Genomic DNA, 15933 nt, shown 5'->3' on the forward strand with positions numbered 1-15933 from the left:
CGTCCTCAAACGCCGGACGGGCTGAAAAACTCAGCCCCTCCGGCGTTTGAGGAGCGGGGGTCCGGGGGCCGGTCCCCGGGTCGGGACGGGAAGGGGCGGCGGGGGCGAGACAAAAGGCGGCCGATTGGGGGGAGGGTAAGGGAACGGTAAAGCGGTCTCGCTCGTTCACCCGGCATGACAGCTATGACCCCTGGCTCGAACATCCCTCTCGCCACCGCCCGCGTGACGGTGGACGTCACCGCCCCGGTGCGGCTCGACGTATCGGGCCTGCTGCTCACCGCCGACGGCAAGGTGCGCTCCGACGACGACTTCATCTTCTACAACCAGCCGGCCGGCCCGGGCGTGACCTACCGCTCGGGCGGAGGCACGGCACCCGACGCGATCACCGTCGACACCGCCGCCGTCCCCCCGGGCATCGAGAAGATCGTGGTCACGGCCAGCCCGGACGCCCAGGGCCAGACCTTCCAGGGCATCGAACCGACGGCCACGATCCGCAACGCGGACGACAACACCGTCCTGGCCACGTTCACACCCCCGCAGCTCGGCACCGAGACGGCACTGGTGGTCGTCGAGATCTATCTGCGGGGCGGCCAGTGGAAGGCCCGCGCGGTCGGTCAGGGCTACGCCAACGGCCTGGCGGGCATCGCCACCGACTTCGGCGTCACGGTCGAGGAACCGGCCGCGGCCGCCCCGCCCCAGCCGGTCGCTCCGCCCACGCCCACGATGCAGCCCCCGGTGACCCCGCCGGCCCCGCCCCTGTCCACCACCCCGCCGGCTCCCCCGGCCACGCCCGCCCCGGGCACCGGAAAGATCAACCTCGACAAGGGCCGGGTCAGCCTCCAGAAGAACCAGACGGTGTCCCTCGTCAAGGGCGGCCGCCCGCTGCTCTCCCAGGTCAAGATGGGCCTCGGCTGGGAGCCCGCATACGGCGGCAAGGACATCGACCTGGACGCGTCGGTCATCGCGTACGGCCCGCAGCGCAACCACATCGACAGCTGCTACTTCGGCAAGCTGTCCATCCTGAACGGCGCGATCAAGCACTCCGGCGACAACCTCACGGGTGAGGGCGGAGGCGACGACGAGGTCATCGTGGTCGACCTCGGCCGCATCCCGCAGGAGGCCACCGGCCTGGTCTTCACGGTCAACTCCTTCTCCGGCCAGAAGTTCACCGAGGTCGCCAAGGCCTACTGCCGCCTCCTGGACGCGACCACCGACGAGGAACTCGTCCGCTTCGACCTCACCAACGCCGAACCCGAGACGGGCGTGATGATGGCGAAACTGATCCGCCAGTTCTCCGGCGAGTGGGAGATGACAGCAATGGGCGAGTTCGTGAAGGCCCGCACGGTCCGCAACATGGTGAAGCCGGCGGCGCAGGCGCTGTAGTTCGTCGTACGACGACCATGGGCGCCCCCGGCCAGGGGGCGCCCGGCGTTCACGCCTCGGCTGCGGGACGCAGACCGTCCGTCAGCAGCGACAGATAGCGGCGGATGTGTGTGCCCTCGCCGTCCGCCAGCTCGGAGGCCGTGGCCACACCGTGCGCCAGCCGCAGGATCTCGATCGGCTCGACGTCCTCGCGCAGGGCCCCGTCCTGCTTCGCCGCCCCGACCAGCCGTTCTGCCGCGTCCTTCACCGAGTTGCCGCAGGCCGTGACCACGGCACTGCTGCCGTCCGTGACGGCCGAGCCGAGCAGCGACTTGAGCCCCCTGACCTGGATCATCCCGGCGCTGAGTTCGTTCAGCCACTCCACCAGCGCCTCGCCCGGCGGCAGTTCCCGCGCGAAGTCGTCGGCGCGTGCCGCGATGGCCTCGATGGCATCGACGTACACCGCCTCGAGCAGCGCCTGCCGTGTCGGGAAATGCCGGTAGAGCGTGCCGGAGCCGACGCCCGCTCGCTTGGCGATGTCGTCCAGGGACGCGTTCTCCCCGTGCTCGGCGAAGGCCTCCGCCGCCACCTTCAGCAGCCGTTCATAGTTGCGCCGGGCGTCCGCTCGCATGGGCTTGACCTGCGCCATTCAGATACTCCTTGCGAACCGGGGACACTCTCCGTATCTTAGCGAAAGCTAAACGGAGACAGTCCCCGGTTATCTCCGCGGGCCCTCACCTGCCCACATTCCGTTGCTCAGTGCTGCCCGCGCACATCCCACCCGGGGGACATCGAACGGGAGAACTCCATGGCCGGCCCGTCCAGCACCACCGAAGCACCGCTCACCGCACCACAACACCCCGCCAGGCTCGGCACCGTCCTCTTCGTCATCGTCACCGCCTACCTGATGGTCGGCGTCGACTCCACCGTCGTCAATGTCGCCCTGCCCGACATCCAGCAGGACCTCGGCTTCAGCCGCACCGGACTGTCCTGGGTCCTCAACGCCTACACGCTCGCCTTCGGCGGTCTGCTGCTGCTCGGCGGACGCGTCGGGGACATCGTCGGCCGCCGCCGCACCCTGGCCACCGGCGTCCTGCTCTTCGCCGGTTCCTCCCTGCTCGGCGGGCTCGCCGGCGACAGCGCCTGGCTGCTCGCGGCCCGCGCACTGCAGGGCGCGGGCGCCGCGCTCACCGCCCCCAGCACCCTCGCCCTGATCACCACCAACTTCCCGGAGGGCCCCCGCCGGCACCACGCCCTCGGCATCTACTCCTCCATGGCGGGCATCGGCGCCTCCATCGGCCTGGTCCTGGGCGGCATGCTCACCTCCTGGGCGTCCTGGCGCTGGGCCCTGCTGATCAACGTCCCGATAGGCATCGGGGTGGCCCTGGCCCTGCCCCGCTTCGTCGGCGAAACCCCGCGCCACGCGGGCCGGTTCGACGCGGGCGGCGCCCTGACCGGCACGGCGGGCATGACCTCACTCGTGTACGCCTTCATCCGGGTCTCCGAGGCGGGCTGGAGCGACACCCAGGCGCTGCTCGGATTCACCACGGCCGCCGCCCTGCTCGCCGGGTTCACGATCGTCGAGTCCCGGGCCACCCAGCCGATCATGCCGCTCGGGCTCTTCTCGGACCGCAACCGCGCGGGCGGTTACGTGGGCGTGCTGTTGCTGCCGGCCGGCATGTTCGGCGCCTTCTACTTCCTGACGCTGATCAGCCAACAGGTCCTGGAGTACAGCCCGTTGCGCGCCGGGTTCGCCTTCCTGCCGATGACCCTGGCGATGTTCACCACTGTCCGCTTCGCGCCGCGACTGCTGGCCCGGTTCGGCGCCAAGCCGGTCCTGCTCACCGGTATGGGCCTGCTCGTCGCCGCGGCCGCCTGGCTGTGGCGGCTCGAACCCGGCGAGGGCTACCCGGCCGGACTGCTCGGCCCGCTGCTGCTGATGGGCGTCGGTGTCGGCCTGAGCTTCATGCCGCTCAACGTGACGATCCTCGCCCGTGTCGAACCGCGGGAGGCGGGCGCCGCCTCCGGGCTGCTGCAGACCCTGCAGTGGCTGGGCGGCACCCTCGGACTGTCCGTCCTGGTCACGGTGTTCGGCACGGCGACCCGGCACGCGTCGGGCACCCCCGCCGAGATCCTCACCGAGGGGTCAGCGCGCGCGTTCGGCGTCGGCGCGCTGATCGCGCTCGCCGCCCTGCTGGTGTCGGCGTTCGTGATCAGCGGACGGAAGCGGGGAGCAACTCGTTCTGAAGCCGCCTAGAACAGCGCGCTGTAGGCGTTGAGCGCGGGCTGGCCGCCCAGGTGGGCGTAGAGCACGGTCGAGTCCCGGGCGATCTCCCCGCGCTCGACCAGGTCCACCATCCCGGCCATCGACTTCCCCTCGTACACCGGATCGGTGACCATCCCCTCGGTGCGGGCCGCGAGGCGCATTGCGGCCAGGGTGGTCTCGTCGGGGATGCCGTAGATCCCCGCGTGGTACCGCTCGTCCAGCTCGACGTCCGCCTCGGTCAACTCCCGCTTGACCCCGATGAGTTGGCCGGTGTTGCGGGCGATCCGGGCGATCTGCTCCCGGGTGGCGGCGGGCTTGGCGGAGGCGTCGATGCCGAGCACGCGACGCGGCCGTCCGCCCGCCTCCTCCAGCGCGGCGAACCCGGCGACCATGCCGGCCTGGGTCGAACCGGTGACGGAACACACCACCACCGTGTCGAAGAAGACCCCCAACTCCCGTTCCTGTTCGGCGACTTCGTAGGCCCATCCGGCGAAGCCCAGGCCGCCGAGCGGGTGGTCGGAGGCCCCGGCCGGAATGGCGTACGGCTTGCCGCCCGACTCCTCTACCTCCCTGAGCGCCTGCTCCCAGCTCTCCTTGAACCCGATACCGAAGCCGGCCCGCACCAGCCGTACGTCCGCCCCCGCGAGCCGGCTGATCAGGATGTTGCCGACCTTGTCGTAGACGGAGTCCGGCCAGTCCACCCAGCTCTCCTGGATCAGCACGCACTTGAGCCCGGCGCGGGCCGCGCAGGCGGCGACCTGGCGGGTGTGGTTGGACTGGACTCCGCCGATGGACACGAGCGTGTCGCAGCCCTTGGCGAGGGCGTCGGCGACCAGGTACTCCAGCTTGCGGGTCTTGTTGCCGCCGTAGGCGACACCGGAGTTGCAGTCCTCGCGCTTGGCCCAGAGCGAGGCGCCGCCGAGGTGGGCGGTCAGGCGCTCCAGGGGGTGCACCGGGGAGGGGCCGAAGAGGAGGGGGTAGCGCTCGTACGAGGAAAGGGACACGGGTCCTCCCGGGGTCGGGATCAGTCGCCGTCGGCGAGATCGTCGGCGAGGGTGCGCCAGATCTCCGCGGTGACGCGGACCGCCTCGTCCACACCGCCCTCCGCGCAGGCGTCGATCAGCTGCTCGTGCAGGCCGGCCGAACGGCAGGTGCTCTCGCCGAAGCGGCGGCGCTCCAGCCGGCGGATGAGGGGGGTGTAGCGGGCGATGGTGGCGGCGGCCGCCTGGTTCCCGGCGACGCGGACCAGCACGTCGTGGAGTTCGTCGTCGGCGCGCAGGGCACCGTCGACGTCGCCCGAGCCGACGGCGGCGGCGAACCGCTCGTTGGCCGCACGCATCGCCTGGACGTCGGCGGCGAACAGCCGGGGCACGGCGACGCGCGTCGCCAGCTCGTGCATGGCGCCGACGACGGCGGCGGCGTCCCGCACCTCGGCCGTGACGACCGGGGTGACCCGCGTGTAGCTCTGCGGCTTGCTCTCCAGCAGCCCCTCGTCGACCAGCCGGGAGAAGGCCTGCCGAACCGGTGCCCGGGACAGTCCGAGCCGCTCGGCGAGCTCGGCGTCCCGCACCACGGCGCCGGGTTCGAGCTCCCCGGCCACGATGGCGTCCCGGATGGATGCGTAGGCGCGGTCCCTGAGGAGGGTGCGCTCGACGGGTCGTAGGGCCTCCACGAACTGAAATGTTAGATACCAATTTCTCTGTGGACAAGGGGCAGGCAAGGGTGTGGCCAGCCCCCGTTGTTTCACACGGCGGTGCGAAGACATGCCGGTCCATGGACTCGAAGCTCGTACGACTCTGCGTGAGCTGACTAGTGTGCTCGGCGGGGGCTGTGCCCCTCAAAGGTGGGGAGGCCATGAAAACCACAGAGGAGTCCGCACAGGCACAGCCCCGTTGGGTTGCTGGTCAATGGCAGCGGGAGCATGCCCGGCGCCTGGAGAAGTGGCGCAGATCCGACGCCAGTCTCGCGGCGCCGCATCTCATCACGCTGTGCCGAGCTGTGAACGAGACCGCGAAGCAACTATCCAGCAGTCCGCATGCATTGGGCGCCAAGTTGCCACCGACCCGCATGTGCTGCGACGACCTAGTCTTTCAGGACCACGACGAAGCTGCCGCGTACACAGTGCAGCACCTCACTGACAGGTACGGCAGGGTGACACAGGTTCTGGAGCGACTGTTCGCGGCAGGCCATCTGCCACTTCGCCGCAGGAAGATGTCAGTACTCGAAGTGGGAGCCGGACCAGGCCCCGGCTTGTACGCTACGCGCGACTTCTACGCCGATTTAGCTCTGTGGGCCGAGACCACTGGACAGCAGATCGAGTTCGCGCCCGTAACCCACATGCACGCGCTGGACAGGGGCGAGGCATGGGCATGGCTCCTGCACTGCCTATCAGAATGCCTGCTGTCCCTGAGGTCAGGGATGCCCAGCTCCCCTGGCTCACTGCCGTTCCGTATCGACTACCAGAACCTACTTGGTTTCTCACCCGTCCATGAACATATAAAAGCGCTTGACCACGCTGCAACCCTCGTCTCTGCAGATTTCGACCGTGCCGAGGAGCCCATCATGCGCAGCACCGCCCGGCGGTTCGCAGAGGAGGACGGGGTAGATAAGCCAAGCGCCTACGACCTCGTGGTCATGAGCAACTTCCTCACGACGGAGGACAGCATCCAGAAATTCGACAGCGAACTCCGCCAACTAACATCCAGCCTGACTCCTGGCGGACTGATCATCGCGATCGGACACCCCCCTTATGGAAAGCGAAATAAATATACCCGCATCTGGGCTGAACTGCGGACGCTCATGCGAGAATCCAGGCTCACCGAAATCAACGGATTCGAAAATCCGATCCCCGCCAACCCCAGACAGGAATGGTCCCGGATAATCCGTCGACAGCGACAGGAGATTCTGGATGGTCTCCGCTGCAGTAGTGATCTACCTGCCGAAGTCAACCACCTCCGAGAGACCGACGGGTTCACCCCGTTCCAAGCCTTCGCATGGAAGAACCAACGGCCGCCAAGGCGAAGGCCGCGTCGCCGAGCACGACCCCCTCACCGCTCTTGAGTCGCTCTCAATCCGACCCCTTACATTATCGGCGGGAACCAGCACCCGTCACAAGGCCATTGACAACGAACAGCCCCGAGGGACTAGCCGTTACCCGGCATACGCGCTGGACCCCCAGAGGCGAAATATTCTTCACACGATCAAGGGCCACGGAATCGTCATAGCCGTGCATCTCACTGCGCGCCGGAGCCACGTGCCCGACCGCAGCCACCAGCCGCTCCAGAGTGCGTGCCTTGTGGCCGATACGGAGGTCCAGAAGCCCGGCGAGCCGGACAAGCGATGTGGCTCGTGAAATCTCCACGATCTGGATCGGTCGTCGACTCACGACGGCGTAGCCATTGATTGAATGCCCCTGCCTGTGCTGCCTTTGGTCCAGCCGAACTCTATTAGCGACCCCAATACGCAAGAGAGCATCGGAAACTTGAACGGCCAACAAAGGAGATACCGTAGCGAACTCCACGGAACCGTGCACCGTGCCACGGGAGTTGACTCGCTCACGGACACAACCATCGGTATCGATAAGGCCCGAAAGACATCCCACCCAGAAGTCACGGCTCAACTCCAGGTCGGGAAGCCGCTTCTCGTCGCACCTCTGACCCCACACACCAAAGCGCCGGAGACAGTTTGTGATTGGATTGCGGTGTCCGGCCTTGAAGGGGAACCGCAGACGCACGATGGATCCTTGTGGGATCTCACGTACCCCGCACCCATGTTCCGCGGCAAACTCACGCATGAAGTCCACGGCGCCATCCAGCGGGTCACCATGGAACTCTGGAGTGCAGGAGGTCATCCCTCCATCCCCGAGCATGGCACCGACGAAATACCCCTCGCGCGCCTTGCCCTCAGTCCCAAAGTAAGCAGCACTTAGCGGAAACGGTACGCGATCACCTGGAACCAGATCCCTTGTTCGCTTCCACTCCCATGCCTGCCGCCCGGTCCGCCGTTGCGTAATCCATTGCTGATCAAGGGCGGCCTCGATGGTACGACCGGAAACGAACCTGATGCTCTTCACCTCTCGTGGAATGCCATCAAACCAATCGTTCGGAACCGCCGGGACAAGCTCACCGACTGAATGGTCACGCGGGCCTTGGTTCGCACCATACCGAACCGGCCTGGCGTCCCATTCCTTACTGAAGGAAAGCACAGGGAGGCGGCGCGCAACCACCTCCTCGATCGCGCATACCGAGCCATCGGGTAGCCAAACACGAGAGCCCTCAGCGATTCCTCCCTGTGATTCCGTGCTCACAACGGATCCCCACCTCGACCGACAACCAGTGCGAGACACAAAAACTATTCCGTTGCGGGGATTAGTTCAGCGATCCGAGCAAAGGTCACTCGTTCGAGGGACTCGAAGTGTTACCTCTTCTGGCGCTTCCAGGGCCCGGTGATCGCGAGCATGATCCCCGGCTCCTGAATGTTGGCGAAGAGCGTGCTGCCGTCGGGTGAGAAGGTGACGCCGGTGAACTCGCTGTACTCGGGCTCCTCTTCGGTGCCGATGTTGAGTTCGTTGCGGGCGATCGGGTACGTGCGGCCGCTGTCGGTCGCGCCGAACAGGTGCTGCAGGCCCTCGCCGTCCTCGGCGATGACGAGGCCGCCGTACGGGGAGACGGTGATGTTGTCCGGGCCGTCGAAGTTGCCTTCGGCGGACGGGTCCGGGTTGACGCCGAGCAGGACCTTCAGGGTGAGGGTGCGGCGCTTGGGGTCGTAGAACCAGACGGCGCCGTCGTGCTGCACGGGGCTCTCGGCACGGGCGTAGGAGGAGACGATGTAGGCGCCGCCGTCGCCCCACCACATGCCCTCCAGCTTGCGGGCGCGGGTGACCTGGCCGGTGGTGAACTGCTTGCGGACGGAGGTCGTCCGCGCGTCGCGGTCGGGGACGTCCACCCAGTCGACGCCGTACACGGTGCCGATCTTCGTGGCGCGGGAGAGGTCGTCGACGAACTTGCCGCCGGAGTCGAAGCACTTGAAGGCCTGGAGGACACCGGCGTCGTCGGCCAGGGTGCCGAGCTTGCCGCGGCCGTGGCAGAAGCCCTCCGGCGGCGTCCAGCGGTAGAGGAGGCCGTTGGGGTTCGCCGCGTCCTCGGTGAGGTAGAGGTGACCGCGCTTCGGGTCGACGACGACCGCCTCGTGGGCGTAGCGGCCCAGCGCCTTGATGGGCCCCGGGTCGCGGTTGGCGCGGCGGTCGGAGGGGTCGACCTCGAAGACGTAGCCGTGGTCCTTGGTCATGCCGTTCTGGCCGGCCTTGTCCTCGGTCTCCTCGCAGGTGAGCCAGGTTCCCCAGGGGGTGTTGCCGCCCGCGCAGTTGGTGGAGGTGCCGGCGATGCCGACCCACTCGGCGACATGGTCGCGGCGGACCTCTACGACGGTGCAGCCGCCGGATGCGGCGGGGTCGTAGACCAGGCCCTCGGTGAGCGGGACGGGGTGCGGCCAGTTGGCGCGCGGGCCCTTCAGCTCGTGGTTGTTGACGAGGAGGGTGGCGCCGCGGGGGCCCGCGAAGGTGGAGGTGCCGTCGTGGTTGGAGGGGGTGAACTCACCGGACTCCAGCTTGGTCCTGCCGCTGTAGGTGATGATGCGGTACTTGAAGCCGGCGGGGAGGGCGAGGATGCCGTCCGGGTCGGGGATCAGCGGTCCGTAGCCGACGCCGCCGTGTGCGCCGGCCGACTCCTCGCCCGCCTCGTCGGTGTCCGTGGACGCCAGGGCGTTCGGGGCGGTGGCCAGGGCGCCGACGCTGCCCGCCAGTGCGACACCGGCACCGGTGATCGCGGATTTTCTGGCGAAGTCCCTGCGGGTGAGCGACATGGTGTCTCCTGTGACGGTGGGTGTGCCGTGGAGGGTGGCGGACCTCGGGTCGGCGCCACGGTTTCGCCCGCGCCTGAACGGGAGTTGAACACCGGCCGACACCTACGGGCTCTCTTCCATGAATCCGTATGTGCAAGACCACGGGAGTCAAAAGACCCTTGTGCCCGGGTAATCGGCCGAACGAATCTCCGCAAGGAACGCGGCACCGTCGACCGGAAGGCCCGCCGTGGAACACCGCGGGCGGTGGGCGGGTACCAGAACCCGTCGGCGCACCGGGGGACGTGCGGCTTGAACGGGGCGACGTCGTCGTTCAAGCACACGCCGGTCTGTCGCTGCTGGGCGCTACGGTTCCCCGCGCCCCTTCAGGGGCGCGGGGCTGTGTCGATTTGCGGCTCCGCCGGCGGGCGCCGCCAGCCACAACGAGCCCGCAGACGAGCACCGGCCAGTTCTGAGCGTGAGGCTCAACCCCCGTGCTGCGACCGCGCCTTGAATGCCGCCTTCCGTGCTTCCTTCGCGATCCGCTTGTCCGGATGCAGTCGCCCCATCGCCTCCAGCACGTCCGCCGTGGCGGGGTGCTCGACCCGCCAGGCCGCGGCGAAGAACCCGCCGTGCTGCGCGGCCAAGCCCTGGACCAGCGCCCGCAGTTCCTCGGAGTTCCCCTCCGCAGCCAGCTGCGCGGCAATGGTGTCGATGGTGAGCCAGAAGATCATCGTCTCGGACGGGGCCGGCACGTCCGGGGCTCCGTGCTCGGTCAGCCAGACCCGGGCGAGGCCGCCCAGCTCCGGGTCGTCGAGGACCTCGCGCAGTGCGGGTTCGGCCTCGGTGCCGACCAGGGACAGGGCCTGCTGGCAGCGCAGCCGGCGCAGGGGTGCCCCGGTGTCCGCGCCGCGGGCCGCGGCCAGCAACTCCCGTGCGGCGGTGAGGGGTTCGCGGCGGGCCAGCCACTGTTCGGTCTCGGCCTGTGCCGCCGCCTGGGGGAAGGTGGCGGTGCCGTCGAGCAGCGCGTCGGCGCCCTTGTCCACGAGGTCGCCGACCGCGGGCGCCGTGAGCCCGGCCTCCAGCAGCCGCGCGCGCAGCCCGTACAGGCCGAGCGGGGTCAGCCGCACCATGCCGTAGCGCGAGACGTCGGTGTCGTCGGCCCGGCCGGCGGGTTCCGCGGCAGCGTCCTCGGGCTCCGCCATCAGCGCCTCGTCGACCGGCTGGTACTCGACGAGTCCCACCGGCTCCAGCAGCCGGAACTGGTCGTCGAGCCGCATCATCGCGTCGGAGACCTGCTCCAGGACGTCGTTGGTGGGTTCCCCCATGTCGCTGGGCACGATCATCGACGCGGCGAGGGCAGGGAGCGGGACGGGTCCGTCACCGGGGCCGTCCTCGCTGACGGTGAGCAGGTACAGGTTGCCGAGGACGCCGTCGAGGAACTCGGCCTCCGCCTCCGGGTCCCACTCCAGCCGGGAGAAGTCGATCTCGCCGCTCTCGTCGAGGGCGCCTTCCAGGTCGTCCAGGTCGGGGACGCTGGCGTCGGCGAGCACCGTCTCCAGGGCCTCCTGCCACACGCCCAGCACCTCGTGCGGCGAGCCCTGGGTGAGCAGTGCCAGGTCCTGCCCGGCGGTGACGGTGCCCTCGTCCTCGGAGTCCTCGGAGTCGACGATCTCGACGAGCCCGGTGTCCACGGCGACCCGCCAGGCCTCGCTCGCGAAGGCCACGGCGTCGTCCCCGCTCAGCCCGAGCAGCTCGGCGGCGGCCGGAAGCTGTTCCTCGACGAGCCCGCCCCCGGCGTCGATCCGGGTGTCCGGCCCCGCCCAGCGGGCGAGCCGGGCGGCCCGGGAGAGCAGCGGTGTGGCCAACGCGGCCCGCGCCAGCTCCGCTTCGGGATGCAGTCGCACCGGCGGCAGGGGGGAGCTGTCTGACATCGGCTGGTTCTCCTAGGGCGTGTCGTACCACTCAACCGCTCAGCCTAGACGGATTTCCACCCATGCCGCCCGGTTCATCTCCCGGACCTCGTCCGTACATGGCCGAAACCTTGACAACTGGCGTGCGTACACAGGAGATTGACGCGCGTAGAAAGAAGCGGACACATGTTCACTGTATTTTCTACGCGCGTCGCCACCGCCCCACCGGTCGCGGCCTCGGACCGTTCCACGCACCACCCTCGTCCCGGCGCCCACGCACGTCCCCGGAGGGATCCCGTTGCCGAGCAAGTCTTCCGCGCGTCTCGCCGCGCTCACCGTCGCCGCCGTCTGTTCCGCGGCGTCCGCCGTAGCCCTGACCTCACCGGCGCACGCCGACTCCGTGCGCATCCATGACATCCAGGGCACTACGCGCATTTCTCCGTACGCCGGCCAGAAGGTCACCGACGTGGCCGGAATTGTCACCGGCGTGCGCACCTACGGCTCCTCCAAGGGCTTCTGGATCCAGGATCCGAACCCGGACGACAACCCGGCCACCAGCGAGGGCATATTCGTCTTCACCAGCTCCACCCCGAAGGCCGCCGTCGGTGACTCCGTCACGGTCACCGGCACGGTCTCCGAGTACGTCCCGGGCGGCGCCTCGTCCGGCAACCAGTCGGTCACCGAGATCACCAAGCCGACGATCACCACCGTCTCCACCGGCAACACGGTGCCGGCCCCGACGGTGATCGACGCGAAGTCGGTGCCCGCGCTCTACACCCCGGCGGGCGACACCGCCGCGAACGGCTCGATCAACGGTCTGACGCTGCAGCCGTCGACGTACGCCCTGGACTACTACGAGTCCCTGGAGGGAATGAACGTCCAGGTCGCCGACGCCCGCGTGGTCACGGCCACCGACCCGTACTCCGAGCTGTGGGTCACGGTGAAGCCGCACGAGCACCGGACGCCCAGGGGCGGCACGCTCTACGGCTCCTACGAGTCGCAGAACACCGGCCGCCTGCAGATCCAGTCGCTGGGTGCGACGGCCGACTTCCCGAAGGCGAACGTCGGCGACACGCTGACCGGCACCACGACAGGACCGCTGGACTTCAACCAGTTCGGCGGCTACACCCTGGTCGCAGGTCAGCTGGGCACGCTGAAGAGCGGCGGTCTGCAGCGCGAGACGACGCAGAAGCAGTCGCGCGGCGAGCTGGCGGTCGCGACGTACAACGTCGAGAACCTCGACCCGTCCGACAAGACCTTCGACGCGCACGCCGCCGCGATCGTGAACAACCTGCAGTCGCCCGACATCGTGTCCCTGGAGGAGATCCAGGACAACGACGGCGCGACGGACGACGGCGTCGTCGACGCGAGCCAGACGGTGAACAAGCTGATCGACGCGATCGTCACGGCGGGCGGCCCGAAGTACGACTGGCGCTCGATCAACCCGGTCAACGACCAGGACGGCGGCGAGCCCGGCGGCAACATCCGCCAGGTGTTCCTGTTCAACCCGGAGCGGGTGTCCTTCGTGGACCGCGCGGGCGGCGACTCCACCACCGCGGTCGGCGTCACCAAGGTGCACGGCAGGGCGCAGCTGACGGTCTCCCCCGGCCGCATCGACCCGGCGAACGACGCCTGGAAGTCCAGCCGCAAGCCGCTGGCCGGCGAGTTCGTCTTCCGTGGCCGCACGGTCTTCGTGATCGCCAACCACCTCAACTCCAAGGGCGGCGACCAGGGGCTGACCTCGCAGTACCAGCCCCCGACGCGCAGCTCGGAGACCCAGCGCCACGCGCAGGCGACGCTGGTCAACGCCTTCGTCAAGAGCATCCTGGACGTCCAGAAGAACGCGGACGTCATCGCGCTCGGCGACATGAACGACTTCGAGTTCTCCGGCACCGCCAAGATCCTGGAGGGTGACGGCGAGCTCTGGTCGGCGATCAAGTCGCTGCCGAAGAGCGAGCGTTACACCTACGACTACCAGGGCAACCAGCAGGTCCTCGACCAGATCCTGATCAGCCCCTCGATCCGGAAGTCCTGCGGCTTCGAGTACGACAGCGTGCACGTCAACTCGGAGTTCAACGACCAGATCAGCGACCACGACCCGCAGGTGCTGCGCTTCCGCCCGTAGCGGACCGGCTCTGCTCAGGACTGGCTGAACACGCCGTTCAGCCAGTCCTGCCACGCGGCCTCGCACTCCTTGATGTCGGCGTCCGGGGCGAAGTCGTGCAGGGAGATGCCGACCGGGTGGCCCCAGTGGTTGCGCCCGAAGAAGCGGGTGAGGCCCCGGTCCGTGCGCAGCCCGATGAAGTACGGGTTGCGGAAGTCGACCACGGCGTCGAACTCCTCGGGCCCATGGACCGTCACCCGGGTGCCGGCGGCCACGTCCTCGCCGACACCGAGCGCCCGCCCTACGACGGCGAGGGCGTCGGCGGCCTTCGAGGCCTCGGGCCCGTCGAAGGTGGCGAAGGCGGCCGGCCGGGGCGCGAAGTGGACCAGGTACTCGCGCAGGGTGTGCAGATAGAAGTCGGTGTGCTTGGCGGCGCCGTCGTACTGGTTGTCCCAGTCGTCGACGAAGATGCCGCTGTGCACGTACCGCACCCAGGCCCGACGGCCCTCGTCGCGCGGCTCGATCGTGTAGTCGAGCTGGTTGAGGGTCTGCTCGGCGATGCCCTCGACGTCCCCGACGCGGTTGGTGTAGTGGTGCGGCGGGTCCCAGGCGGTGACCTCGGACCCGAAGGGTCCCTTGCCGCCGACCCGGGGCTCGGGCGGCTCCATCGGCCACAGGTACCCGCCGGTCCCGGTGGTGATCGCCTCCCACACCTCCTCGGGAGTGGCGTCGACCTCGAACTCGCGGGCGATCTCGAATTCCTTGGACATGGTGGGGCTCCTGCCTAGTCCTGCTCGGTTGCCTTGAGGGTGGGATGGACGGCCACGACGATCCGGTGGTCGCGCCCACCCTCGGCGTCGGGCGCGTCGTACTTGCGGATCAGCGCGGTGACACCGGCCGTCAACTCCTGGACGAACGCGGCCCGTTCGGCGGCCGAGGCGAAGCGCACCTCGCCGTCGAGCGCATACGTGGCCAGCCGTTTGCGGGCTTTTGCGGCACCGGTGATCAGCGAGCCGACGTCCCGCACGAGCCGGGCGCCGAGCGCCAGCAGCCACCGCGCGGACAGCTGGTCCCGGAAACGGTCCGGGTCCGGCTGCACGGCGGCGAGCGCGAGCGGCGAGATGACGTACGAGGCCGCGGTGGCCTGCATCAGCCGCTCGGTGACATTGCCCTTGCGGCGCTCCCCGGCCAGCTCGACCAGGCCGTGCCGCTCCAGCGCCTTGAGGTGGTAGTTCACCTTCTGCCGCGGCAGGCCGACCCGGCCGGCCAGCATCGCCGCCGACGCGGGTCCGGCCGCCAGCTCGGCGAGCAGCCTGGCCCTGACGGGGTCCAGGGAGACGGCGGCGGCCTCGGGGTCCTCGATGACGGTGACGTCCAGCATGCGTCCACCGTCCCACCGAAAACTTTTTTTGTCCAGAAGACTGAGATTTTCGGTGGGACGGTGTCAGGTCCTGAGGCAGGAGCGAGCTGCTACCGCTTGGGGTACCTCCAGCCCACCACCACGACGAAGGCCAGCGCCGCCCCGATGGCCAGCGCGGGCCCCGGATGCCGTACCGCCGCCCTGACGACGGGACCGGCGGGCCAGGGGACGTCGTGCTCCGCCTTGTGCTGCAGCGTGTGTCCCGTCCGGGTGGCCCTGTCCTGGGCGGCGTGGCCCGCCGTCAGGGCTCGGTCGTGCACCTGGTGACCGGCCCTCGTCGCCCTGTCCTGCACCTGGTGGCCCGCCTGCGTGGCCCGGTCGTGCACCTTGTGGCCGGTCTGCGTGGCCCGGTCCTGGACCGCATGGCCGGCGTGCGCGGCCGTGCTGCGCAGTTGCACGGTCATGGCGCTCGCCTTGTCCTTGAGGTCGGCCGCCCGGGCCCTGGCACGTCCCTTCACATCCATCTTCTCCGCCAACTCCTCCACTGTTTCGCCCAGTTGGCTGCGCGTCTGCTCGATCTGCCGCCTCAGCTCTTCGGGCCCCTTGGCACCGGAAGGCCCTGCCCTGTCCGTCATCGGTGCGCCCTTTCCCTGATCTCTTCGACATCGGCCCGGACGCTCACGAGGGTCTCCTCGGGCGTCGGCGGTACGGCGCGGCGCAGCTGGGCGCGGCCGGTCACGGCCAGCACGGCCGCGATCACGAAGAGCACGGCGGTCACGATGAGCGCCGCAGCCCAGACCGACAGCACCAGCGAGAGGGCGGCCACGCCCGTGCCGGCCAGGGCGAGCAGACCGGCGTAGGCGAACGCGCCCGCGGCGCCGAGCAGACCGCCGCCGCGCCCGGCGCGCCGGCCCTTCGCGGACAGCTCCTCCTTGGCGAGGGCCACTTCCTGTCGTACGAGCCGGGATAGCTGTTCGGTGGCCTGTCCGACGAGCTCGCCCACCGAGCGGTGCCCGTCGCGCACCGGCTGGGGGTGCATGGTCCCGGTCACGGGGTCGCCTCCTCTCGCGTGCCTCTCGGCTTCCTCCGTTCG

Annotated in this window: 14 protein-coding genes; 4 read left to right on the plus strand and 10 right to left on the minus strand. The window is 69.1% G+C overall.

What is annotated here, in order from left to right:
• The first annotated feature begins 183 nt into the window (after window positions 1-183).
• The gene (locus ACFY1E_RS34485; protein ID WP_389083080.1) at window positions 184-1383 is read left to right on the plus strand and encodes a TerD family protein; all 1200 of its coding nucleotides are present in this window, start codon (window positions 184-186) and stop codon (window positions 1381-1383) included.
• A gap of 49 nt (window positions 1384-1432) precedes the next feature.
• Here the strand turns inward: ACFY1E_RS34485 and ACFY1E_RS34490 are convergent, their stop codons facing one another.
• Complete coding sequence (locus ACFY1E_RS34490) at window positions 1433-2011, minus strand: TetR/AcrR family transcriptional regulator (RefSeq protein ID WP_389083082.1); 579 nt, start codon at window positions 2009-2011, stop codon at window positions 1433-1435.
• Window positions 2012-2170: 159 nt separating this feature from the next.
• Here ACFY1E_RS34490 and ACFY1E_RS34495 point away from each other — a divergent pair, with 159 nt between their 5' ends.
• Entirely contained in the window at window positions 2171-3619 is a 1449-nt protein-coding gene (locus ACFY1E_RS34495; RefSeq protein ID WP_389083084.1) for an MFS transporter, read from the plus strand.
• Here ACFY1E_RS34495 and ACFY1E_RS34500 read toward each other — a convergent pair.
• Window positions 3616-4632 (minus strand): 1-aminocyclopropane-1-carboxylate deaminase, encoded by a 1017-nt coding sequence (locus ACFY1E_RS34500; protein WP_389083087.1) that lies wholly within the window; start codon window positions 4630-4632, stop codon window positions 3616-3618. The genes ACFY1E_RS34495 and ACFY1E_RS34500 overlap by 4 nt on opposite strands.
• 20 nt (window positions 4633-4652) lie before the next feature.
• Window positions 4653-5300 (minus strand): GntR family transcriptional regulator, encoded by a 648-nt coding sequence (locus ACFY1E_RS34505; RefSeq protein WP_389083089.1) that lies wholly within the window; start codon window positions 5298-5300, stop codon window positions 4653-4655.
• Between the two features lie 182 nt (window positions 5301-5482).
• Here ACFY1E_RS34505 and ACFY1E_RS34510 point away from each other — a divergent pair, with 182 nt between their 5' ends.
• On the plus strand, window positions 5483-6688 hold the full coding sequence (locus ACFY1E_RS34510; protein WP_389083092.1) for a hypothetical protein: 1206 nt from the start codon (window positions 5483-5485) through the stop codon (window positions 6686-6688).
• A 25-nt stretch (window positions 6689-6713) separates the two neighbouring features.
• Here ACFY1E_RS34510 and ACFY1E_RS34515 read toward each other — a convergent pair whose 3' ends face one another.
• From ACFY1E_RS34515 to ACFY1E_RS34525, 3 genes are all read right to left on the minus strand, one after another.
• Window positions 6714-7700 (minus strand): LAGLIDADG family homing endonuclease, encoded by a 987-nt coding sequence (locus ACFY1E_RS34515; protein WP_389083094.1) that lies wholly within the window; start codon window positions 7698-7700, stop codon window positions 6714-6716.
• A gap of 344 nt (window positions 7701-8044) precedes the next feature.
• Window positions 8045-9487, minus strand: a complete 1443-nt coding sequence (locus tag ACFY1E_RS34520; RefSeq protein WP_389083096.1) for an alkaline phosphatase PhoX — start codon at window positions 9485-9487, stop codon at window positions 8045-8047.
• A gap of 461 nt (window positions 9488-9948) precedes the next feature.
• A complete protein-coding gene (locus ACFY1E_RS34525; protein WP_389083098.1) occupies window positions 9949-11397 on the minus strand; it encodes a hypothetical protein in 1449 nt (482 codons plus the stop codon).
• Between the two features lie 277 nt (window positions 11398-11674).
• On the opposite strand from ACFY1E_RS34525, the gene ACFY1E_RS34530 reads away from it, so the two are divergent.
• Window positions 11675-13501 carry an endonuclease/exonuclease/phosphatase family protein gene (locus ACFY1E_RS34530; protein ID WP_389083100.1) on the plus strand — a complete coding sequence of 609 codons (1827 nt, stop codon included), beginning with the start codon at window positions 11675-11677 and terminating at the stop codon, window positions 13499-13501.
• A 14-nt stretch (window positions 13502-13515) separates the two neighbouring features.
• On the opposite strand, the gene ACFY1E_RS34535 is transcribed toward ACFY1E_RS34530, so the two are convergent.
• From ACFY1E_RS34535 to ACFY1E_RS34550, 4 genes are all read right to left on the minus strand, one after another.
• Window positions 13516-14250, minus strand: coding sequence for an SRPBCC domain-containing protein (locus tag ACFY1E_RS34535; RefSeq protein ID WP_389083102.1), 735 nt, complete (start codon window positions 14248-14250; stop codon window positions 13516-13518).
• Window positions 14251-14264: 14 nt separating this feature from the next.
• Entirely contained in the window at window positions 14265-14861 is a 597-nt protein-coding gene (locus ACFY1E_RS34540; protein WP_389083105.1) for an ArsR/SmtB family transcription factor, read from the minus strand.
• 89 nt (window positions 14862-14950) lie between these two features.
• Window positions 14951-15475, minus strand: coding sequence for a DUF3618 domain-containing protein (locus ACFY1E_RS34545; protein WP_389083108.1), 525 nt, complete (start codon window positions 15473-15475; stop codon window positions 14951-14953).
• Window positions 15472-15891, minus strand: coding sequence for a phage holin family protein (locus ACFY1E_RS34550; protein WP_389083111.1), 420 nt, complete (start codon window positions 15889-15891; stop codon window positions 15472-15474). The genes ACFY1E_RS34545 and ACFY1E_RS34550 overlap by 4 nt, the downstream gene beginning before the upstream one ends.
• Between the last annotated feature and the right edge of the window lie 42 nt (window positions 15892-15933).

Source organism: Streptomyces sp. NPDC001604 (genome assembly GCF_042893475.1).
Taxonomy (GTDB): Bacteria; Actinomycetota; Actinomycetes; order Streptomycetales; family Streptomycetaceae; genus Streptomyces.